The organism is Acinetobacter sp. 22323 (genome assembly GCF_052044895.1).
Lineage (GTDB): Bacteria > Pseudomonadota > Gammaproteobacteria > Pseudomonadales > Moraxellaceae > Acinetobacter > Acinetobacter schindleri.
Genome location: NZ_JBQEOL010000007.1, coordinates 51094 through 73272, shown reverse-complemented (window position 1 = coordinate 73272; position 22179 = coordinate 51094). Strand labels below are relative to the sequence as shown.

Below are 22179 nucleotides of genomic sequence, written 5' to 3'. Positions count from 1 at the left end.
GTGAATTAACAAAGCTCTAGTAAGTTAAAGGTGAAGATCACACGATTTCTTTGCCAAGAAATTGATTTTAAGGAGAAGCTTTTCGGTGAACAAACAATATTTGACACACCGTTGTCTGATTGCTCCACCAGAAATGCGTGACGATTTTTTTGCCAACACGGTCATTTATCTCGCACGACATGACGAAGATGGAGCGCAAGGCATCATTATTAATCGACCTGCAGGCATTCAGATTAAAGAATTATTGAATGATCTTGAAATCGAAGCAGATAATGTCAATCCTCATGAAGTGTTGCAAGGGGGCCCATTGCGACCTGAAGCCGGTTTTGTGCTGCACACCGGTCAGCCTACTTGGCATTCTTCAATTGCCGTCGGTGAAAATGTCTGTATTACCACATCCAAGGATATTCTAGATGCCATCGCCCATAACCAAGGTGTCGGACGTTACCAGATTGCACTTGGCTATGCCAGCTGGGGTAAAGGCCAGTTGGAAAAAGAAATTGCCAAAGGTGAGTGGCTGATCTGTGAATCTGATATGGATTTAATTTTTAATTTACCTTATGACGACCGTTGGGATGCTGCCTATAAAAAGATGGGCGTAGATCGGAACTGGTTGTCTTCTGAGATTGGACATGCCTGATGTAAACGCGCCACAGATGATTATGGCGTTTGACTTTGGTACACAAAAAATGGGCATGGCGGTTGGACAATCCCTGATTGAAAGTGCCAATCCTCTTGCCTTGTTCCCGATGAAAGATGGAATCCCCAACTGGGATACATTACTGAAAATCGTCAAGCAATATCAACCGACTTTATTTTTAGTCGGTCTACCGCTGAATATGGATGATACAGAATCTGAACTTTCTGCGCGTGCACGCAAATTTGCCCGCCGTTTACGTCATCAAACCAATATTGAAACCTTGATGGTCGATGAACGTCTCACTACACGTGAAGCGCGGGATGAATTAGAGAGTTATCAGACTCAAGGTCGAGCTAAAAAGTTAGCGGCTGACAGTATTGCAGCAGCGCTATTTATTGAAAGCTGGTATCGGCATCCGGTCGGAGTGAATCCTTAAAATAAAAAGCATCCAGATGGATGCTTTTTTAATGGGTAGGCGAAACAAGAAATCTTAAATAAATACGCATGTAATCTTGCTCCTTATATATTTCTAATTTTCGGGATAAAAATAGCGAAAGGTCAGATTGATCCTTGGTGTAATGACTTTCGTGGTCTTGCTAATCTGATGTTTCCAGCACTGCTGGGTTTGCCCACGCATCACAATCAGCTGCCCACTTTGAAGCAGCAACTCTACCAGATCCCCAGTATAGTTATGTTTAAAACGCATTTTGCGGGTAGCACCAAAACTTAAAGAAGCAATGACAGTTTCATGCCGTTTTGACATCAAGCTGGCTTCATTATCACTATGCCAGCCCATGCCTTGCTGACCATGTTCATACAGGTTGGCCAGACAGGAATTAAAGGGATGACCTACCTGCTGTTCAATATGCTGTTTCAATCTCAATAGTGCTGGCTGCCAGATATGGGCTTTCTTCAAGCTGCCCGAATAATGGTATTGGTAATTTGCATCACCATACCAGGCAATTTTACGGGCAGTAACATGGTGCTTGCCAAAAAGGAAAACCTCATCCTGCTCCCAAGCCAGATGCTGCAAAAAATAGTCGAGATATTTCTGACTTTGCTCTCCATTTAAAATCAGACCATGGTCTTCTACTACCCCGTCACAGGGCAAAAGATTGGTTTGAGGCTGGGGTGAAAACAAATCCAGTGTCATGTCAGTTTCATTCTTTTTAGAGCTTTTATCCTGTCATTTTCGCTTTCTGCACACAACTAAAATTGCACAAATCAATACAAATCAGCTTCTTGTGAATGATCATTCAGGGGCATAAACTTGTTTTAACTTTCACAATAAAAATAATACTGCATGGATCTTTGGCAACTCTTTCACAAGCTGCGTCCCTTTGTCCGTCCTTACCGGCTGCTGGTGATTGCGACCCTGATATTGACCCTGATCGGTTCATTTACCGCTCAGGTCAACGCGATCACTTTGCAATATGCGGTCGACAGTATCAATAAGCTGCTTGAAGCAGGTGAAGGACTGAATGAGGGTTGGCATATCCTGATTACCATTTCATCGATCTTGCTGGTGAAAGAAGTGATTAATGCTTTTGTGCAGTTTGGACAAAAATTCTATGGGGAAAAGTTGCGAATTTTTGTATCTCAGGATCTGGCACAAGGCATTATTGAAAAGTTTCTGGCCTATCGATTGGCTTTTTTTAATCAGGACAATAACCAGGCCGGTAAATTGCAAACCCGTATTGACCGTGGCATTGGCTCACTGACGCGTCTGGTGCAGATCTTCTTTATTGATATCCTGCCGCTATTTACCAGCGCGATTGTAGCTTTGGGCCTGATGTACTATGCCAATATTTATGTGGGGATGGTAGCCACGGCGATTGTACCAATTTACTTCTGGCTGACCTACAAACAGGCACAAAAACTGGGCGGCTGGCGCCGTAGTTTAAGAGATGGTCGCGAGAAAAAGAGTCAGGGCATTCTCAGTATTATTAACTCGATAACCGTAATTAAATCCTTTAACCGTGAGTCGATTGAGTCCGAAAAGCAGCTCGGCCTACAGCGTGAACTGACCGATAATCAGATGAAAACCCGTCAAACCAGTTTTCTGTTTGATGGTCTGAAAACCTTTATTGAGCAGATTGGCATCGTCCTTATCATTATTCTGACCGCTTATTTTGTGCTTGCTGGTCAGATGAGTATTGGCATGATCATGTATCACGTGCTGCTGTTTAATAATGTCTCGGCACCGATCCGTTCATTGCACCGGATTTATGATGAAGTTAATGATGCCATGATCTATTCCGAGAGCTTCTTTAATATTCTGGAAGCAGATCATGAAATTGAATCCAGTGGACAGCAGAAGCCACCTGTTCAGGGTAAATTTCAGCTGAGCCATGTCGAATTCTATTATCCGAATGGACACCATGCGCTGAAAGATATCAATATGGAAATCCGCCCTAACAAGATCACTGCGCTGGTCGGTTTATCTGGTGCGGGTAAATCCACTTTGATTAGTTTACTGGATAAATTTTATGAACCACAGCAAGGCAAGATCACCTTGGATGGTATTGATCTTCAGGATTATGACACCCAGTATTTACGTGATCATATTGGCTTGGTTCTACAGAAAAATCATATTTTCCAGGGTACGATTTTTGACAATATCCGTTATGGCAAGACCAGTGCCAGTATGCAAGATGTCATTGAAGCTGCGCAGAAAGCTTCGATTCATGAACAGATCTTACAGTTGCCCAATGGTTATGATTCCGATGCCTTGCAGCTTTCTGGTGGACAGCAGCAGCGCATTGCCTTGGCACGCATGTTCCTGAAAAATCCGCCGATTATTTTTCTGGATGAACCGACTGCCAGCCTGGATGCCATTGCTGCTGAACAGATTAAGCAGAGTCTGGATCAGATCAAGCAAGGTCGTACCGTGATTATTATCTCGCATAGCCTGTCGCAGATTATTGATGCGGATTATACCTACGTGATGAAAGAAGGCGCGATTGCTGAACATGGCGAGCATGATCAGCTTTATCATCAGGACGGCGTGTATAAGCAAATCTTTGACGCGATGGCAAAGAGCCTCAATATCGAAAAGATTGCCAAGACCTTTGAGGAGGATTCAGAAGAGGAAACACATAGTTAAGAAGCTGAAAAAGTTCTATTCCCTCAAACATAGATCTAAAAAAAAGCGGCCTAATAGACCGCTATTCAGCGAACCAGTTCAATTTGCCTAAAAGCGTAAAATCCACTCACCTCGAACATAACGATAGTTATAATCTGGCCCATAGAAAGAAGCACTGCGGTTATATCCAGCATTCAGGCGCAAAAACTGCTCACTACGTACAGGACTTTGTAAGTTCAATTCAAATAATCGTGTGTTCTGACTAGCATCATCATTAATTTTTTCACGGCCCAGCCCGGCAGTAATACCGGTGGTCCATCCGGAAATACGTTTACGCCAGCCAATAGCAAACATGCTTTCTTGATAATCTTTCGGATTGAAGTACTCACCCCCTACATCCTTCTCACTACTGCGATAAGTGCGATATCGGGCTTGCAATGTCAGGCCTAGGTCAAGTGAAGGCTGATAGATAAGCCTAACTCGTCCATGATCACGGCGGTTATCATCTGAAAAGAGCTGTGAACCCGCTACTCCTACTACGGTGACATGATCTCCCAGACCTTGATCCAGTGCAGCACCCACAAAAGTAAAATGTGTTCCATATTCTAAAGCAGCTTGGGTTTCAATCCAATCTCGGTTAGCAAAAACTTCAATAGCTGTCTTTTCTGCAAGAAGCGTACGATAACTACCATCGAAGGCTAATAAAGTATGATCACCTTGCTCGAATAGCCCCGCTTCTAAAACCCAGCCATTAGCGGTAGCAGATTCAATATCACGTCCAATAAATGAGATCTTCTGACCATCTTGTTTCCAGTCATCAGCTCTATATTGATAAGCACTGCCACGCACCCCTAAATAATGATCAGCATCTTCATATTGAGGCAAAAATTCTGCTGATAATTTACGAGTCTGGAAACCTTCGCTATCGTCACTGAAAAAGAATTCAGTTCCAGCCGCATGCTCTTTTCCAGTTTGCTGTTCTTGTAATACATCTGCATAATTACTGGTACTCGTCATACTAATGATTAAAGCAACACCATATAGACTGATTTTATAACTTCTCATTTTATTTTGTCCCCCAGGTTTTTCTTGTTCTGAAGACTTCATCCAGATATCCTAAAATACTGGCGGGTTGTAGCAAAAAACTATAGGTCAGCACATACAGTAAGAAACCAACAAAATTTTTTCTTACTTTGAGATTTAAATCTTTAAACATGCTCCGCTCAATCTTGTAATTAAGTAGACCAAGTAGAAATGCCAGTGGCAATAGTGCAAGAGTCATAATCCCAACGATCCAATAGTGTCCAAAGCATGCCAAGATGAGCCCCGGGATAAAGCCAAAAGTAAAAGCAATATCTAACCAGGGAAAAAATAAATTCCAATGAATAAAAAATGTAGACAATCTTGGTTTAATTAAAATAGCGGGATGTTTGATAAAGGCTTCGATCATACCACGTGCCCAACGCTGACGTTGTTTGACAAAGACTTTAAGAGTCATGGGTGCATTGGTAAATAAACAGGCGTCCTCACAATGCCCAACACGATAGCCTGCTTTTAATAAAGCCCAGGTCAGCACAATATCCTCACCTACACATTCAGGCCATCCTCCCACCTCAATTAATGCATCACGGTCATAAATAGAAAAAGCACCTTGAGCAACCAGGGTTCCTTGATATAAAGATTGCAAACGTTTAGTAGCAGCGATGCCCAGAAAATAATCCCATTCCTGCACCTTGGTAAGCATATTCTCACGAGAATTACGCACCAGAATCTTGCCAGCCACAGCACGTGTATTAGGGGGATCTAACTTGTAGCGCTCAACAATATTAATTAATGCCACTTTATGTAAGTAAGAGTCAGCATCAACAGTAATGATAAGATCATGCTCAGCAATTTTTAAACCTTGATTTAATGCATTGGCTTTACCTGCATTTTTCTTTAAATCCAGCAAGGCTAGCCAAGGATATTGGCTTCAGCCTGTCGAACAATATCTGCTGTATTATCTTGGGAGCCATCATTGATAACGATTACTTGTAATGGTCCTGGATATTTTTGCAGAGCAATACTGACCAGCGTATCTTTAATTGAGGCAGCTTCATTATAGGCAGCAACCAGCATTGTAATCCCAGGATAAACGGGTAAAGGTTCTCGCTTCGGTCTTCGATCCATCAACAGACTAAAAGCTGCAAATGAATTCATAAAACCAGGAATAATAGCTATACCATATACGAAAAAAATAGCCGCAAATTGACCAATATAGTTACTCAGATCATCTATCCAATCTTGAGCGATCCATATTGAAAATCCTGCCCAGAAGCAGGCACCAATAAATGCTACAACGAACTTAAGCTGTACAGTAAAGTAAAGCCCAGACCCTGCTTTTTTATTTTCATCTATGATCATAGATTTTTTCTTCAATACGTGAATTTGCTTAATAGGATGCCTAAACCATCCTAAATAGAATTAATTATGTGATCAGAAGAAATGCGGATATTTTCTTATATAAATATCTGTTGCATTAAATATGCCTGCGGGAATTCAAGAACTACTTCACACTTTCAAGGGAGATTGGATCACATTTCGCACAATTGTACGCTTTTTTGTATTATTTTTTTATTAAAAAATATATTTTTTGTAACTTTTGCATTAGTTTATTGCTTAAAAATTATTAACATTTAAATGATTCACTATCTTAAACAAATAATTAGGATTTCATTTTTGTTAATTTATAATAAAAATTTACTATAAATCGGCGTGTCTTTATAGCTTTATTTACCTAGAAAATTAACGCTGCATCGAACCGTATTAGAGAGAAATCCCCCCTGTCCTAAAGCACTGCAATAATGAAAGTAGGGTGGCAATCTATTCAAAAGAGCTTGCTAGATTTTAGTTATATTCTACTAGCCAGGCATTCATTTCCGCTAGCTGCCGTTCATTGAGCTGCCCTACTGAGGCCTGCAACTGCAGCACATGAATCAGGTAATCATACTTAGCATTCAGATAATCAGTTTTGGCAGAAAAAGCATTACGCTGTGCCAGCAGCACATCGACCATAGCTTTCAGCCCTTCCTGATATTGTGCTCGGGATGCTTGGGAAACAATTTCTGCTGATTCCATTGCCGCCTTGCGGGCATTCAGCTTGGCTTCATCTGTTTCCACCTGTAGATAAGACTGCTTCACATCGGTATTAGCTTTACGCATCGCAGCATCCAGCTGGGCATCGCTACGCTGCACCAGCACCCCTGCTTTTTGGATATTCTTACTGGTACGGCCACCGCTAAACAGATTCCAGTTTACCTCTACTCCGACCTGATCAAAGTCTCCATTGGAAGATAAAACGGTTTCTGGCGTCTGTTTCAGATAACCATAAGTTGCCACTGCTTCAACTTGCGGATAGCGTGCTGCTTCTTCAACACGTTTGGCATCTTCGGAATAACGCTTTTGCAGACGAGCCTGTAGAATTTCCAGGTTCTGAGTTTGTGCCAGTTCGGTCCAGGACTGGATATTGGCTGGTAATGGTTTCTGGAACTGGAAATCATTGCGTAGGACCGCCAGATTGTCCTGATAAGGACCAATTAACTGCGCCAGTTGCTCCTGTGCCAACACCAACTGTACTTGGGTAGCGATTCGGTTAGCTTGGGCACTCTGATATTGGGCATTGGCTTCGCTGACATCACTGCGTGCGACCAGACCTTCTTTGAGTTTGGCATTCATCATGCGCAACTGTTCAGCCAGCGCCTGCTCTTCCTGCAAATAAGCACCGGTCAGGGATTGCTGACGTAATACATTAAAATAAGCTTCCGCTACCTGCAAAATATGCTGCTGCTTCTGCAGACGCAAATTGACTTCACTCAGTTCTACTGAGGTTTTGACCTGCTTGTATCCCTGCCAGGCATCCCAGCGAAACAAAGGTTGACGCGCAGTCACAGCAATCTGTCGGGTGGTTGTACTTGAACCCTGTAATTCCCCAAATTCCGCAGGCAAGCCTTGTGTTCCAGAATTATCAGTCGACTGGTTTTTTCGGGTCACATTTCCCGACAGGCTTACAGTTGGAAGTAAATTGCCGCTGGCAATTCCAAGATTCAGCTGGTCGGCTTCATATTGCAGTACATTGGCCTGCCAGTTTGGATCATTTTGTTTGGCACGCTCATACGCCTCAACCAAGTCCAGTGCCCATACGGCAGAACTTGAACACAATAGGCTGGCACTAAGGATGAATTTTATCTTCATTTATAATGTGAATCCCTAACTGCTGCATCGTCATACATAACAAAATATAGCCAAATGCTTGAATCTTAAAGTGATACAAATATTACTTGTCTATTCCTAAACTTACGTATGATTTTTATTAATTTTTTAATTCAAATAAGTGAATTTATCCTATATTGATTCACATTTTTGAGTCGATGACAACAGCTTAACAAACAGCTTCACAATACTAAACAGTCTGTTGGCACAAGATGTATACAATAGGTGCATTCCCCGCTGTTATTCATTATTTGTATCAGAGCATAGAGTTATAGTGTCTACACGTTTTTCCTCAATTTTAGTTGCCAGCTGCCTTGCCCTGCTGCTGTTGCTGATGCTTGCCTGTCAGCAGCCCAAACAGCCGCAGGTCGAAATTGAGCCTGCTGAAACTAGTGTCAAGAAAAATACTGCAACTCAAGATTTTAGCCTGATGTGCCAGAATATTGAAAAACAGATGGCTGAAATTGATGACCAGCGCACAACTTTTGCACTTGAGCAGATCAATCAGAATCTTAAAGTGTGTCTGCCACTGTTAGAGCATAAACAGCAAAAAAACCTGATGCGTCATGCCAATGCCATGTATAGCCGTTTCCTGAAAGTTGAAAGAACACCAGCCCAGCAACGTGCATTTGAACAATATGCGCTGGAAATGGCTCAACATCCGACCATTCAGCAAAGTCATTTTGTTGAACTGACTGCCCGTGACCAGTACCTGCTTAAACATAAGGGACAAGCATATGTCGAAGTGGTGGAGCAAGGGGAACAGCAACTGACTTATCGTCGTAGTCCTGAATATTTGGCTCGTATCTTTGCACCTTATCTCCCGGCAGCAGAACGTGCTTTTATTGAAACCTTGTCTCAGCAGAATCTTGAACCGGTATTCACGCAACAACGCTTAATGATTGAACCTGCTGAAATTGCTGCGCGTATTCTGGATTGGGAGGATTATCTCAAGCGTTTTCCGCAAAGCCCTTACCAAAAGGATGCTGAATATCTGCTACAGCAATACAGCTACTTCCTGTTTCATGGCATGAATAGTGCGCCAATTTCCCAGGATTACCGGGATCGTTATGCCGTTGATCACAGCCATCTGGAAACCATTATCGGTCTGTCTAAAGGAAATGAAGGTGGTATCACTTCCAAGGCACAACGCTTTCTAGAATTTCTGGATATGAATGAAGAGCAGCGCAAACAGGTGCTTGACAGCGAATATCAGAACCGTTCAGCCTGGGAACAGATTGCCCATTATTCCGGAATTCAGATGCCAGCCCAAGACTATAAAAAAGACTGTTTCAGGGACGCCATCTGTTTATAACAACCCTGTTTCCCTGAAATCTTTACTGCATATTTCTGCTAGAAAGTAGCGAATCACGTCTACTTTTTATTCCCTAACTATTATATGATCGCCTGAGCTTGACGGAGCGCGAGTAATCACTCGCTGAGATCACCAAAATAGCCTTTTAGAGTGCAATTTGATGGTGAGTACCGTTGAACCTGATCAGGTTAAGACCTGCGTAGGAATCAAGCCTCTAAAAACTTAAAGCCCTCTTTCTATCTATAAGATAGATCCGCCTGCGTTTTTGGTCGTGCTTGATTCGTTGATGTCATTCTAAGGATCATTGCCATGAACCAATTAACGAATCTCTCCACTCCCGCAACCGATGCTCATCATGAGCAGGAAGCTCGAGATCTCACCCGTATTTTACCAGCTTCCCGCAAAGTCTATATTCAAGGTTCACGCCCTGATATTCAGGTGCCAATGCGTGAAATCTCACTGACAGATACTCCCACAGGTTTAGGCGGTGAAAAAAATCTACCTTTAATGGTGTATGACACGTCTGGTGCTTATACCGATCCTGCAATCACGATTGACCTGAACAAAGGTCTGCCGCATGTACGCGAAAGCTGGATTGAACAGCGTGGTGATAGCGAAGTACTAGAAGACTTAAGTTCCGAATTTGGTCGCCAGCGCCTACGCGATATCCGTACTGCCAATATCCGCTTTGCGCATATTCAAAAACCCCGTCGTGCCAAACGCGGTCACAATGTCAGCCAGATGCACTATGCCAAGCAAGGCATTATTACACCGGAAATGGAATACATCGCCATTCGTGAAAATCTGCGCCAGCGTGAAGGTGTCGATATGCGCCAGCATGCCGGACAGAACTTTGGTGCGAAAAACCTGACTGAAATCACGCCTGAATTTGTGCGTCAGGAAGTTGCAGCGGGTCGTGCCATTATTCCAGCCAATATCAACCACCCTGAATGCGAACCGATGATCATCGGGCGTAATTTCCTGGTCAAGATTAATGCCAACATCGGTAACTCGGCACTGGGTTCATCCATTGAAGAAGAAGTTTCAAAAATGACCTGGGCGACCCGCTGGGGTGCTGACACGATTATGGATTTGTCTACAGGTCAGAATATTCATGAAACCCGCGAATGGATTATCCGTAACTCCCCTGTGCCAATCGGTACTGTGCCAATTTATCAAGCGCTGGAAAAAGTGAATGGTGTAGCCGAAGACCTGACCTGGGAAATCTTTAAAGATACCCTGATTGAGCAAGCCGAACAGGGCGTGGATTACTTTACGATTCATGCTGGCGTGTTATTACATTATGTCCCACTAACTGCGAACCGTCTAACCGGGATTGTATCCCGTGGTGGTTCAATCATGGCGCAATGGTGTCTGGCCCATCATCAGGAAAACTTCCTGTATACCCATTTCGATGAGATCTGCGAAATCATGAAAGCCTATGACGTCTCGTTCAGTCTGGGAGATGGCCTGCGTCCGGGTTGTATTCAGGATGCCAATGATGAAGCACAATTCTCTGAGTTACGTACTTTAGGTGAACTGACCCATCGTGCCTGGGAGCATGATGTACAGGTGATGATTGAAGGTCCAGGCCATGTGCCAATGCATATGATCAAGGAAAATATGGATCTGCAACTGGAAGTCTGCAAAGAAGCGCCTTTCTATACATTGGGACCACTGACCACCGATATCGCTCCGGGATACGACCATATTACTTCCGCCATTGGTGCCGCGATGATCGGCTGGTATGGCACCGCGATGCTGTGTTATGTGACGCCAAAAGAACATTTGGGTCTGCCAAATAAAAAGGATGTGAAAGACGGTATCATCACCTACAAGATTGCCGCACATGCAGCGGATCTGGCCAAAGGCCATCCGGGTGCACAGGCACGTGACAATGCCCTGTCCAAAGCCCGTTTTGAGTTCCGTTGGGAAGATCAGTTTAACCTGAGTCTGGATCCGGATACGGCGCGCAGCATGCATGATGAGACCATGCCGAAAGAGGCACATAAGTCAGCGCATTTCTGTTCGATGTGCGGTCCGAAATTCTGTTCGATGAAGATCACCCAGAATGTGCGGGATTATGCGAATAATCAGAAAAATGCACAGCAGGCAGCAGAGCTCGATCCAGAGGTTGAAGCAGGTCTTAACAGCATGAAAACCAGCTTCATTGAAAGTGGTCGAAATTTATATCATAAAGTCTAATTCCCACTGAAAATCAGTTGTTTTTGCTAAAAACTCAGATAGGATGAAATAAATATTTTCATCCTTTTCTGATTTATGAAGATTATTCAGCAAGCGTCCTATAACTATAATGATGTCGACCTGCAACAGCGCGAATATCTGTATCAAGGATTCGTGAAAGTCGAAAAAGTGCAGCTGAGTCATCGTCTTTTTGAGAGCAAGGAATATATTCCTCCGATTCAGCGTGAACTGATTGCGCGGCGTCCTGCAGCTGGGGTGCTGATTTATAATGACCAACAACAAAAATTTGCCTTGATCGAGCAGTTCCGTATTGGTGCACTGGATGATACCGATTCCCCATGGCAGCTGGAAATTATCGCCGGGGTTTTAGATGGTGATGAATCTCCAGAGCACTGCATCCGTCGTGAAGCACTGGAAGAATCTGGCTGTGAAATCCAGGAGCTGCAACATCTGTATAGTTTCTATCCTTCAGCGGGTGCCTGCTCTGAACTGTTCCACCTTTATGTGGCTCAGGCAGAACTACCTGAACATGGCGGTGTACATGGCATGCCGGATGAAGGGGAAAATATCCAGCTGCATATTTTTGATTATGCCCACCTTCCAGAATTATTCCGTTATAACCGCCTCAAAAATGCGCCCGTCATTATGGCATTACAGTGGTTACAGCAACATATCTCAACAGCCTATCCAAAGGAGTAGATCAGATGACACAGACCTCTACTCCTGCATCTGAAAAAGTCTGGACGCTCATCCAGATTTCAGACACGCATCTGATGGACCAGCCTGAGCTTGAATTTGCCCGCATGAATCCGGAGCAGAGCTTTTTAGAGGTCGTACACGACATTCAGCAGCGTTTTCCGCATATTGATGCGGTGGTACATACCGGAGATCTGGCCCAGGTTGCAGCAGAATCTACCTATCAACGTTACATACAATTTATGCGGGCGTGGAATGTGCCGCATTATCAGATTCCAGGTAATCATGATGATTATCTCGCTATTTTCCCTTTTTATAAAAATAGTGATGAAGCGCATGCGATTAGCTTTGGGTGCTGGACTTTAATTCTGCTCAACAGTGCTGTAAAAGGCCGGGTCGATGGCTGGGTAGAACAAAAACAGCTGGATCAGCTGGAACAGTTATTGCTTGAACATAGCAAGCAGTATGTGATCGTGGCCTGTCATCATCATCCTTTTGCGATGCAATCACACTGGATTGACCAGCATCGGCTGAAAAATTCGGAAGCATTGAAAGATGTGATTGCACGACATACCAATGTCAAAATGGTGCTATTTGGACATGTGCATCAGGATTCTGAAAATGAATGGCAGGGCGTGCGCTATCTGTCCACCCCTTCAACCAGTGTACAGTTCAAACCCTTGAGCGAAAATTTTGCCTTAGACCAGGCACAGCCCGGCTATCGCGTATTACAATTAAAAGACAATGGTGAGTACCAGACTTACATTCAAAGGGTAGTTTTAAAGCAAGCTAAAATTAATACTGAAATTTCAGGTTATTAACTTTTCAATTTGTTTTTTTTGCTTTACTTTATTGCTCTTAAAGGAAACGTGATATCTACAATCCCGCCATCAAAGACTATCAAAACGCATAAAAAGTCTATATGATGACGACCCCCATAGGAGGATAATCCTTCTTCGGGGTGGATAAAAATTTGCATATCACCATATTTTTTGCGTAGTTACCTACGCATATGATGAGGAATGCCCTAAATGGCGAATGACAACCAAAATCAAGTCTTAGATGAACAAACTGATGTGGTAGATGAAAAAGCTACAAAACGTGTGCGCAAATCTAAGCCAAAAACGACTGAAGGTGGTTCTACTGCTAGCTTATTTGGTATCGAACCTTATCAACCGAAAAAAAATGAAGAATACATGTCTGAAGGTCAGCTTGAGCACTTCCGCCAGATTCTGCTGGCTTGGAAAGCTGAGTTGATGACTGAAGTTGACCGTACGCTGAATACCATGCAAGACGAAAATACGGCACTTCCAGATGTAAACGACCGTGCAACACAAGAAGAAGAATTTGCGATTGAACTACGTACCCGTGATCGTGAACGTAAACTGATCCGCAAAATCGAACAGTCTATCGAAGCAATCAAAAATGATGACTACGGTTTCTGTGAAACTTGTGGTATCGAAATCGGTCTGCGTCGTTTAGAAGCTCGTCCAACTGCGACTTTGTGTATTGACTGTAAGACCCTTGCTGAAATCAAAGAGAAGCAAAATAACGGTTAATCGTGACTGTTGAGAATTCCTCAGCCGAGCACAGCTCCCTTGCGGAGCATGCTCCTCATGCGCAGCGGCGAAACGATGTTTCGCTAACTCGCTACTCAGGTCGGTTCGCGCCATCGCCAACCGGCCCTTTACATTTTGGTTCCCTCATTACTGCAGTCGCCAGCTACTGCGATGCCCGTGCCCATCAGGGTCAATGGCTGGTTCGTATTGAAGATACCGACATTCCCCGCATTTATCCCGGTAGTGAAGATCATATTCTTCGTGCCATGGATGTCTTTGGTTTCGATCCCGATGCCGCAATCATTTTTCAGAAAGACCGCCTGGACATTTATGATGCTGTGATTGAACAGCTACGTCAGCAGGGTCTAGTTTATGCCTGCCAATGTACGCGCAAGATGCTCGGTTCCAATCATATCTATCAGGATACCTGTCGTGATTTAGGCTTAGCTTTCGGACATCAGGCGATTCGCTTAAAAGTTGAAGATGTCGAAATCTGTTTTGATGATCCGTTGCAAGGTCATCATTGCTCTAATCTTAAGCATGATCTGGGAGATTTTGTCCTGAAGCGCCGTGATGGCATCATTAACTATCAGCTGGCAGTCGTAGTGGATGATTACCTGCAAGGTATAACTCATGTGGTACGTGGCGCGGACCTGCTGGATAATACCGAACGTCAGATTTATCTAGGCCAATTGCTCGGCTACCCTCGTCTGCAGTATATGCACCTGCCACTCGCAATGAATGATCAGGGTCAGAAACTCTCTAAACAGAATCTGGCGCAGGCGCTCGATCTGACTCAAGCACCTGAGTTATTGAAAAAGGCCATCCGGGCTTTACACCAAGCTGAAGTTGAACTGGATACTCCGGAAAAAATGCTGAAACAGGCAGTGGCACAATGGAATATCGAACGGATTCCACACACAACTGAGCTACAAGGCTACTATTTATAAAGGGCTGTTTTGGCTTAAGCTAAAGAAAAATTCAGGTGGAAGTTAGTCTATGTTTTTTATTTTTGGTGTTGGACCGAAAACCAAAATCATTGAGAAAAGTCAGTTCTTGTGTCCAGTGTGCCGAACCCGAGCCGGTTACGAACTGAGACAGCAGCGTAATTATTTTTCCTTATTCTTTATTCCCTTGATTCCTCTGTCGAAAGCCAAGGATGCTTTTGTGCGCTGTAATCACTGCGGTACGGTCATGCCAAGCACAGTTCTCGACCATGCCCAGCCTGACTCGAACCGTCAGTCTAATCTAGAAGCTTGATTCCTCACGGCTTGGATTACTTTCACGAGTCGTGGCATCAATCTTGAGAATCAGGCTGATCATCATGGCACACATAATCAGCGAAGAACCACCATAACTGATAAATGGCAGGGTCAAACCCTTGGTTGGCAGCATGCCCATGTTCATGCCTGCATTCACCAAAACCTGTAACAGGAAAATAATACTGATGCCATATGCTAGATAGCCAGCACGCAGGTAATGGTTTTTCAGGGCACGATGACCAATGCGAATACAGCAGACAATCATGCTGAAAGACAGAATCAGAACGATCGCAATGCCCAGAAAACCGAATTCCTCACCCAGAATTGCCAGCATAAAATCGGTATGCGCTTCAGGTAGGTAAGACATTTTCTGAATACTGTGTCCCAAACCGACACCCGTCCATTCTCCACGACCAAAAGCCATGAGCGCATTGGATAGCTGATAACCCGTACCCAGCGGATCTTCCCAAGGATTCGAGAAGGACAGGAAACGCTGCAGACGATATGGCTCAAAAGCAATCGCAGCGATCAACGCACCAATAATGACGCCGAAAGCCAGACCAAACTGGTTCCACGGCGCACCCGCCAGGAAGAACACTCCAAGCATGGTTAGCGTGATGACTACAGTTGCCCCCAAGTCCGGCTCAAGCATGACCAACAGGATGGTTGCCCCCATGATGATACTTAAGCGTCCCAAACCGGAAATCTTGTTACGTACCTCTTCAGCACGACGTACTACGTAGTCTGCGGTGAAGATTGCCATCATTACCTTCGCTACTTCGGAAGCCTGTAAGGTAAAGCCAGCAAGACGAATCCAGCGCTTGGAACCATTGACTTCAGTACCGACCAGCAATACTGCCAATAGCAGCAGAATGGTCACAAACCATAAAAAGAAAGTACTGTTAAACCAGCGATTTAAAGGAATCTTATAAGTAGCATAGGCGACTGCTGCCCCAGCCCCGATCGAGATGGCATGTCGGGTAATGTAGTGAAAGGCATTGCCATTAATTCGTTCTGCATACGGCATCGAAGCGGATGCCACCATGATTGAACCAATACACAGCAAAGCCAATACACAGAAAATCAGCACATTACGTGGATTAACTTCAGCGGGTAACTTAGGTAGCCACTGCTCGTAGATTTGAGTAATTTTATTGATCGCAGTCTGAGCAAACTCAGCCATATCACGAATCCTTGTTGTTCTTAATTAAGTGCGTTGACATACGCAACGAACTGACGACCACGCTCAGGATAGCCTGAGAACATATCAAAACTTGCACATGCCGGAGACAATAGCACGACATCATGTGGCTGGGTATTGCTCTGGCAGATTTCTACTGCTTCCTGCAGGCTTTCCGCATGCACAAGTGTCGTGGTTCCTTCAATTGCTGCTTCAATGATTGGACGATCTACACCAATCAACACTGCTACCTTCGCATATTTAGACAGTGAATTACGTAAAGCAGAGAAGTCCTGGCCTTTGCCCTCGCCACCGAGAATGATTGCCACTTTCCCACCTTGTGCTTCGATCGCCGCACCTAGACCGTCTAAAGCGGCCAGAGTCGCACCGATGTTGGTACCTTTAGAATCGTTATAATAACGCACACCATTAACTTCTTTGACAAATTCACAGCGATGCTCCAGCCCTTTGAAGGTTTTTAGTGTTTTCAGCATACTATCTACTGGCAAGCCAATCGCTTCACCCAAAGCCAAACAGGCCAAAGCATTCGCGACATTGTGCGTGCCTTGAATATACATCTCAGAACTTTTCAATAAACGTTCGCGTCCACGCGCTAACCAGATCGTGCCATCCGTGTCACGTAACACGCCGTACTGGTTTATATCAGGTGCATTTAAACCAAAGCTTTGCATTGGCGTTACATCCGGAACCAGTGGACGAGTCAGTGAATCATCGCGGTTATACACCACTTTTTTGACACCCTGGAAAATACGGTGTTTTGCTGTGTGGTAGCCCATCATGTCACCATGACGATCCAGATGGTCTTCGCTCATATTCAGCACGACTGCCACTTCAGCATTCAGATTCGACGTGGTTTCCAGCTGAAAACTTGAAAGCTCTAAAATATAAAGTTCAGGATCATCTTTGGTCAGATCCAGCGCAGGACGGCCAAGGTTGCCACCAACGGCCACTTTCTTACCTGCATCTGCGGCCATCAGACCAATTAATGTGGTGACGGTACTTTTGGCATTTGAACCGGTAATCGCAACAATGGGTTTATCGGTAGAACGGCGCAGAATCTGGATTTCACTCACCACCGGAATACCTTTAGCAATCGCTGCCTGAATTTCAGGAAGTTTCGGATCAAGCCCCGGACTGATGACGATTTCTTCTGCTGATAGCAATAATTCCTGGTCAAATTTACCAAAGCTGGTTTGTACTTCGGCAGGAATCTGGTCATGCCCCGGTGGATTTGCCCTGGAGTCTGTTACTGCAACGCGGTAGCCCTTGTCATGTAAGAAATTGACTGCTGCAACACCTGAAATTCCAAGTCCTGCAACGACCTTAAGTCCACCACGTTGTATTAACATTTTTGCCTCATGTTCTGGTCTAATTTGAAACTTTTGAAATGTTAGCACTTTGCCGTTTTGAATGCTTTTTCTGTTTCATCTTTCTGCAGATTTTTTTGTATATTGCATAAAAAAGCCATCATAAAAATGATGGCTTTTTCACTTTTAAGTTTGCTGGAAAATTATTTCCATTTCACTGCTTGCTGAGCAGGCTTTTTCTCTGTTGGCTGCTCGGATGCCGGACAGGCACAATTGCCTCCACAACCACTGGCCATCGCAGGTTTTAACCATTTCGCCAGCTTATGCCAGCCTTGGGCTTCACAAGCATTGGATAGCTTCAGGAAGACCGAGCGTGAAGTATTCGGAAATACCTTCTTAAATACCACCACTGCACTCCAAAGCACCAGTGACGTTACAATCAGAATTTCAATCATTTCAATCTCCCCTTCATTGTACTATTTCAGTCAGTATTAACCGAAATAGTGTGAAGCAATCTGATAAGTCAGGAATGACATGATATATGCCAGACCAAACAGATAAACTGTCATAAAGCCCACAGTTTTCCATGAACCTGTTTCACGTTTTACCGTTGCCAAAGTTGCCAGACAGTGCGGCGCATAGATAAACCAGACCAGTAACGATAAACCGGTTGCCAGTGTCCAGCCTAAGTCACCGCCACCGCTAATCAAAGCTGCAAGCCCTTCAGACATCGCATCTTCATCAACTGCTGACAAGGCATAAACTGTACCCAGTGCAGCCACAACCACTTCACGAGCTGCCATTGCCGGAATCAGCGCAATACAGATCTGCCAGTTAAAGCCCAACGGTGCAAAGATCGGCTGGATAAAATGACCAATCATCCCTGCAAAGGAATAATCAATATCTGGTAACGTGGCCCCTTCAGGCGGTTGTGGGAAGGTACACAGGAACCACAGCAGAATCGACAATGCGAAGATGATGCCACCCACACGCTTCAAGAAGATCTTGCCACGATCCAGCAGACCAATCCAGACGTTCTTGATATCTGGAAAACGATAACTTGGTAGTTCCATTAGCAGCATATGCTCTGATTTGTCTTTGCTGAAAAACTTCAACACAAACGAAACAATCAGCGCACTTAGAATGCCTGCCATATACAGAGCAAACAGCACCAAGCCTTGCAGGTTAAAAATACCCCAGACCGACTGTGATGGAATAAATGCGGCAATCAGCAATGCATATACCGGCAGACGAGCCGAACAGGTCATCAAGGGTGCTACAAAAATTGTGGTCAAACGGTCACGTGGATCACTAATGGTACGTGACGCCATGATGCCCGGAATTGCACAGGCAAAGCTGGACAATAATGGAATAAAGGCACGACCAGAAAGACCGGCTTTGTACATCAATTTATCCAGCAGGAATGCAGCACGTGGCAGATAACCGGATTCTTCCAATACCAGGATAAAGAAGAACAGGATCAGAATCTGTGGCAGGAACACCACAACGCCGCCGGCACCGGCAATAATCCCATCTACGAGCAGACTATTCAGCAAAGGATGGGCAATGTTGTCTCCGACTACCTCACCGAGCCAGCCGAAGAAGGTTTCAATCCCATCCATGAAGGGTGCCGCCCAGGCAAATACCGCCTGGAAGATCACGAACATCATCACCGCTAGGCTAAGCAGACCGAGTACCGGATGCAGGAAAATTTTATCCAGAAAATCGGTGCGCTTGTCTTCCTGATCTACAAAGTTCACCACATCTTTCAGGATGCTTTCAACTTTGTGATGACTGTCACCGCTTAAGCCAGTCATTTCAGTCTCTGGAATAGCATATTTTCCCTGATCCAGTGCATTCATCAGGTTTTCAACACCTGACCTGCGCACTGCAACCGTTTCAACGACAGGTACACCTAAACGCTCGGACAATTTCTGGGTATTGATCTGCATCCCACGACGGCGTGCTTCATCCATCATGTTCAGAACGAGTAACACCGGACGGCCGAGCTGGATCATTTCCAGAACCAGACCGAGATGCAGTTTCAGATTGGTGGCATCGACCACACACAGGAATGCATCCTGCTGTTCTTCATCTGCAATTTTGCCCTGTACAACATCACGGGTAATCGCTTCATCCGGACTGGTAGCATCCAGACTATAAGTCCCCGGCAGATCCAGTACACGCACAGCCTTGCCCGATGGCAAAGTAAAGTGACCGACTTTACGTTCTACTGTCACTCCGGCATAGTTGCCGACTTTTTGACGTGTACCTGTTAAATGGTTGAATAATGAGGTTTTACCACAGTTAGGGTTACCGACAAGGGCAATACGTAAGGCATCACTCATGCCGACACTCCAGCTTCAATTTCAATTTTGGCTGCCTCTGACTTACGCAGGGCAAAACGGGTAAAACCGACCTGAATTAAAATCGGATCCCCACCAAAAATACCTTTGGTAATGACCTGCACTTCTGTGCCAGGCACAAAACCCAACGTTTCCAGGCGACTCGCCACGACATCGTGTTGAGCGCCCTCGCCATCAGTAGTTCGATTAACCTTTCGAATGATAGCTGTTTGCTTCACTTTCAAATCCGACAAACGCACCGCGAAAATTCCTAAACTATTTTGTACAGTATACAAACAAATGAGAATAATTAACAAATAAGATTAATTACAAACCGATTTAGCTTATATCACATCGACACTGTAATAAAATTAAACTACATTGGAGAATATCAATACTCATTATCGCTTTTTTAGATCAGATTCTTTCATCCTATGTTGAATAAAAAACCCCGTATTCCCGCTCCTGTCCAGATTCCAGAAAGTACCCAGTTTCTGCACGGCTATCGTGACTATCTGATTGCACAAACCGTGAGTCCTCATACACGGAATGCCTATTTATCTGATTTAATTCAATGCAGTAGTTGTCTAACTAAAGCCTTACCAGAATGGGATCATGATGATGTCTCGGATGTATTGATTGAGCTGACCAAACAGCAAAAAAGTCCACGTTCAATTGCACGCTGTTTGTCCGCCCTGCGCTCATTTTATAAATTCTTGCGTGAACAAAAGCTGAGAAATGACAATCCGGTTGCTGCACACAAGACACCAAAACTGGGACGTGCCCTGCCCAAAGATCTTTCTGAAGCCGATGTTGAAGCACTAATCAATGCACCGGATATCAATACTGCCTTGGGTTTACGTGACCGGGCGATGCTGGAAGTGCTCTATGCCTGTGGCTTACGTGTGACAGAACTACTCAACCTGCGACTGGAACTGATTAATCTAAAACAGGGCTATCTGCGTATCGTAGGTAAAGGCAACAAAGAACGATTAGTACCCATGGGGCAGGTCGCCTGCGAATGGATCGAGAAATATCTGAATGAAGCACGTCCGCAATTGTACAAGACAGCAACCGACTATCTGTTCCTGACCCAGCATGGTGGCATCATGAGCCGACAGAATTTTTGGTATGCGATCAAGCGTTACGCACTACAGGCCGGTGTTCAGGCAGAGCTTTCTCCCCATACCTTGCGTCATGCCTTTGCCACCCACCTGTTGAATCATGGTGCAGATCTACGTGTCGTGCAGATGCTGTTGGGACATAGTGACCTGTCGACCACCCAAATTTATACCCACGTGGCACAAGTGCGTATGCAACAGCTGCATGCGTCACATCATCCACGGGCCTGAACCTGAACTGACAACGTGTACAGAGAAGTTCAACCTGCAAACTATTTTTTTGTTATGCTAGGCATCTATTTTTATCTAAGAACAAAAAGGGTTATCCATGACATTTGCCCGCTCCAGTCTGTTTATCGCATGTATGCTTGCTGCAGGTTTCAGTCTTACTGCTTGCTCCAACTCTAATCAAAACGATAAAAAGTCAGATACTTTAACTGCAAGTGCACCAGCGACGGGTGAAGCATCTACCGTATCAGAACGTAATGCTCAGCAACGCCTGATCTCAACCCTGGAAGGTCACTTCAAAAAGGCTGGTATTAAGGCAAAAATCACTGGCGTTAAAACCACTGAAGTACCAAATCTGTTCTGGGTCAGCTTGGAAGGCATGTCGTCTGTCTATGCGACCAGTGATGGTAAATACATCATTCAGGGTGATGTGATCCGCCTGGGTGACAAACAGCTGCACAATGTCAGCGAAACCCTGCAATCCGATGTAAACAAGAAAATCTTTGCAGCACTAAAAGCCGAAGACCTGTTGATTTACCCTGCCAAAGGCAACAAAGCCAAGCATATTATCTATGTCTTTACCGATGTTAGCTGCCCGTACTGCCATAAATTCCACGAACAGATGGATGAGATGAACAATAAAGGCATTGAGGTACGTTATATCGCATGGCCACGTGGTGAGCAGCATATGCCAGCCATGGAAGCAATCTGGTGTAGTGCCGACCGTCGTGCTGCCTTTGATACCGCTATTGCCGGTGGATCAATTACACCAGCAACCTGTCAAAATCCTGTGAAAGATCAATATCAAATGGGTCTGAATATCGGTGTGAACGGTACCCCGGGTGTCTATAGTTCAGAGGGTGTTTACCTGGGCGGATACATGTCGACCGCTGAACTTTTGGACCGTCTTAAATAACTCATTTTAATAAGTTATTTTACTTTATGTTATACATAAAGATATTCTGAG

22 protein-coding genes and 1 riboswitch are annotated in these 22179 nt (G+C 44.5%); of the genes, 12 read left to right on the top strand and 10 right to left on the bottom strand.

The genetic code is table 11. From position 1 onward, the window contains the following. Nucleotides 1–85: 85 nt before the first annotated feature. Nucleotides 86–640 carry a YqgE/AlgH family protein gene (locus ACTJIX_RS06375; protein ID WP_004810091.1) on the top strand — a complete coding sequence of 185 codons (555 nt, stop codon included), beginning with the start codon at nucleotides 86–88 and terminating at the stop codon, nucleotides 638–640. Beyond that, complete coding sequence (gene ruvX, locus ACTJIX_RS06370) at nucleotides 633–1076, top strand: Holliday junction resolvase RuvX (RefSeq protein ID WP_004810094.1); 444 nt, start codon at nucleotides 633–635, stop codon at nucleotides 1074–1076. The genes ACTJIX_RS06375 and ruvX overlap by 8 nt, the downstream gene beginning before the upstream one ends. 93 nt (nucleotides 1077–1169) lie before the next feature. On the opposite strand, the gene ACTJIX_RS06365 is transcribed toward ruvX, so the two are convergent. Then, nucleotides 1170–1793, bottom strand: a complete 624-nt coding sequence (locus tag ACTJIX_RS06365; RefSeq protein ID WP_004896351.1) for an alpha-ketoglutarate-dependent dioxygenase AlkB family protein — start codon at nucleotides 1791–1793, stop codon at nucleotides 1170–1172. Nucleotides 1794–1943: 150 nt separating this feature from the next. On the opposite strand from ACTJIX_RS06365, the gene ACTJIX_RS06360 reads away from it, so the two are divergent. Continuing rightward, complete coding sequence (locus ACTJIX_RS06360; RefSeq protein ID WP_005223500.1) at nucleotides 1944–3746, top strand: ABC transporter ATP-binding protein; 1803 nt, start codon at nucleotides 1944–1946, stop codon at nucleotides 3744–3746. A gap of 87 nt (nucleotides 3747–3833) precedes the next feature. On the opposite strand, the gene ACTJIX_RS06355 is transcribed toward ACTJIX_RS06360, so the two are convergent. The 4 genes from ACTJIX_RS06355 to ACTJIX_RS06340 form a co-directional block, all read right to left on the bottom strand. Beyond that, complete coding sequence (locus ACTJIX_RS06355) at nucleotides 3834–4790, bottom strand: hypothetical protein (protein ID WP_228127700.1); 957 nt, start codon at nucleotides 4788–4790, stop codon at nucleotides 3834–3836. A 1-nt stretch (nucleotide 4791) separates the two neighbouring features. Then, nucleotides 4792–5676 carry a glycosyltransferase family 2 protein gene (locus ACTJIX_RS06350; protein ID WP_005223503.1) on the bottom strand — a complete coding sequence of 295 codons (885 nt, stop codon included), beginning with the start codon at nucleotides 5674–5676 and terminating at the stop codon, nucleotides 4792–4794. 2 nt (nucleotides 5677–5678) lie between these two features. Then, complete coding sequence (locus ACTJIX_RS06345; protein ID WP_004896357.1) at nucleotides 5679–6128, bottom strand: glycosyltransferase; 450 nt, start codon at nucleotides 6126–6128, stop codon at nucleotides 5679–5681. A gap of 483 nt (nucleotides 6129–6611) precedes the next feature. Continuing rightward, on the bottom strand, nucleotides 6612–7955 hold the full coding sequence (locus ACTJIX_RS06340; RefSeq protein ID WP_004896359.1) for a TolC family outer membrane protein: 1344 nt from the start codon (nucleotides 7953–7955) through the stop codon (nucleotides 6612–6614). A gap of 292 nt (nucleotides 7956–8247) precedes the next feature. Between ACTJIX_RS06340 and ACTJIX_RS06335 the strand changes: the two genes are divergently transcribed. From ACTJIX_RS06335 to ACTJIX_RS06305, 7 genes are all read left to right on the top strand, one after another. After that, nucleotides 8248–9288, top strand: coding sequence for a hypothetical protein (locus ACTJIX_RS06335; protein WP_004896362.1), 1041 nt, complete (start codon nucleotides 8248–8250; stop codon nucleotides 9286–9288). 92 nt (nucleotides 9289–9380) lie between these two features. After that, a riboswitch (TPP riboswitch) is annotated at nucleotides 9381–9511 on the top strand. Between the two features lie 86 nt (nucleotides 9512–9597). After that, nucleotides 9598–11493, top strand: a complete 1896-nt coding sequence (gene thiC, locus ACTJIX_RS06330; RefSeq protein ID WP_004896364.1) for a phosphomethylpyrimidine synthase ThiC — start codon at nucleotides 9598–9600, stop codon at nucleotides 11491–11493. 75 nt (nucleotides 11494–11568) lie between these two features. Beyond that, nucleotides 11569–12192 (top strand): NUDIX domain-containing protein, encoded by a 624-nt coding sequence (locus ACTJIX_RS06325; RefSeq protein WP_004896367.1) that lies wholly within the window; start codon nucleotides 11569–11571, stop codon nucleotides 12190–12192. A gap of 5 nt (nucleotides 12193–12197) precedes the next feature. Further along, nucleotides 12198–13010 (top strand): 3',5'-cyclic-AMP phosphodiesterase, encoded by an 813-nt coding sequence (cpdA, locus tag ACTJIX_RS06320; RefSeq protein ID WP_314296102.1) that lies wholly within the window; start codon nucleotides 12198–12200, stop codon nucleotides 13008–13010. 210 nt (nucleotides 13011–13220) lie between these two features. Then, nucleotides 13221–13748, top strand: a complete 528-nt coding sequence (gene dksA, locus ACTJIX_RS06315) for an RNA polymerase-binding protein DksA (RefSeq protein WP_004810113.1) — start codon at nucleotides 13221–13223, stop codon at nucleotides 13746–13748. A 2-nt stretch (nucleotides 13749–13750) separates the two neighbouring features. Continuing rightward, the gene (gluQRS, locus tag ACTJIX_RS06310) at nucleotides 13751–14698 is read left to right on the top strand and encodes a tRNA glutamyl-Q(34) synthetase GluQRS (protein WP_004810116.1); all 948 of its coding nucleotides are present in this window, start codon (nucleotides 13751–13753) and stop codon (nucleotides 14696–14698) included. Between the two features lie 49 nt (nucleotides 14699–14747). Next, the gene (locus ACTJIX_RS06305; protein WP_004810118.1) at nucleotides 14748–15008 is read left to right on the top strand and encodes a zinc ribbon domain-containing protein; all 261 of its coding nucleotides are present in this window, start codon (nucleotides 14748–14750) and stop codon (nucleotides 15006–15008) included. Here ACTJIX_RS06305 and ftsW read toward each other — a convergent pair. The 5 genes from ftsW to ACTJIX_RS06280 all read right to left on the bottom strand — a co-directional run bounded on the left by ftsW (nucleotide 14997) and on the right by ACTJIX_RS06280 (nucleotide 20123). Further along, entirely contained in the window at nucleotides 14997–16193 is a 1197-nt protein-coding gene (gene ftsW / locus ACTJIX_RS06300; RefSeq protein WP_004810120.1) for a putative lipid II flippase FtsW, read from the bottom strand. The two genes, ACTJIX_RS06305 and ftsW, sit on opposite strands and share 12 nt — an antisense overlap. Before the next feature lie 20 nt (nucleotides 16194–16213). Beyond that, nucleotides 16214–17560, bottom strand: a complete 1347-nt coding sequence (gene murD, locus ACTJIX_RS06295) for a UDP-N-acetylmuramoyl-L-alanine--D-glutamate ligase (RefSeq protein WP_004810122.1) — start codon at nucleotides 17558–17560, stop codon at nucleotides 16214–16216. 161 nt (nucleotides 17561–17721) lie between these two features. Further along, complete coding sequence (locus ACTJIX_RS06290) at nucleotides 17722–17973, bottom strand: DUF6587 family protein (RefSeq protein ID WP_004810124.1); 252 nt, start codon at nucleotides 17971–17973, stop codon at nucleotides 17722–17724. Between the two features lie 36 nt (nucleotides 17974–18009). Beyond that, on the bottom strand, nucleotides 18010–19866 hold the full coding sequence (feoB, locus tag ACTJIX_RS06285; RefSeq protein ID WP_004810126.1) for a ferrous iron transporter B: 1857 nt from the start codon (nucleotides 19864–19866) through the stop codon (nucleotides 18010–18012). Further along, nucleotides 19863–20123, bottom strand: a complete 261-nt coding sequence (locus tag ACTJIX_RS06280; protein ID WP_004810128.1) for a FeoA family protein — start codon at nucleotides 20121–20123, stop codon at nucleotides 19863–19865. Before ACTJIX_RS06280 ends, feoB begins: the two co-directional genes overlap by 4 nt. 174 nt (nucleotides 20124–20297) lie before the next feature. On the opposite strand from ACTJIX_RS06280, the gene xerD reads away from it, so the two are divergent. Together xerD and ACTJIX_RS06270 are read left to right on the top strand one after the other, a co-directional pair. Then, nucleotides 20298–21215 carry a site-specific tyrosine recombinase XerD gene (xerD, locus tag ACTJIX_RS06275; protein WP_004810130.1) on the top strand — a complete coding sequence of 306 codons (918 nt, stop codon included), beginning with the start codon at nucleotides 20298–20300 and terminating at the stop codon, nucleotides 21213–21215. A 97-nt stretch (nucleotides 21216–21312) separates the two neighbouring features. Then, nucleotides 21313–22128, top strand: coding sequence for a DsbC family protein (locus ACTJIX_RS06270; protein ID WP_004810132.1), 816 nt, complete (start codon nucleotides 21313–21315; stop codon nucleotides 22126–22128). Nucleotides 22129–22179 lie beyond the last annotated feature (51 nt).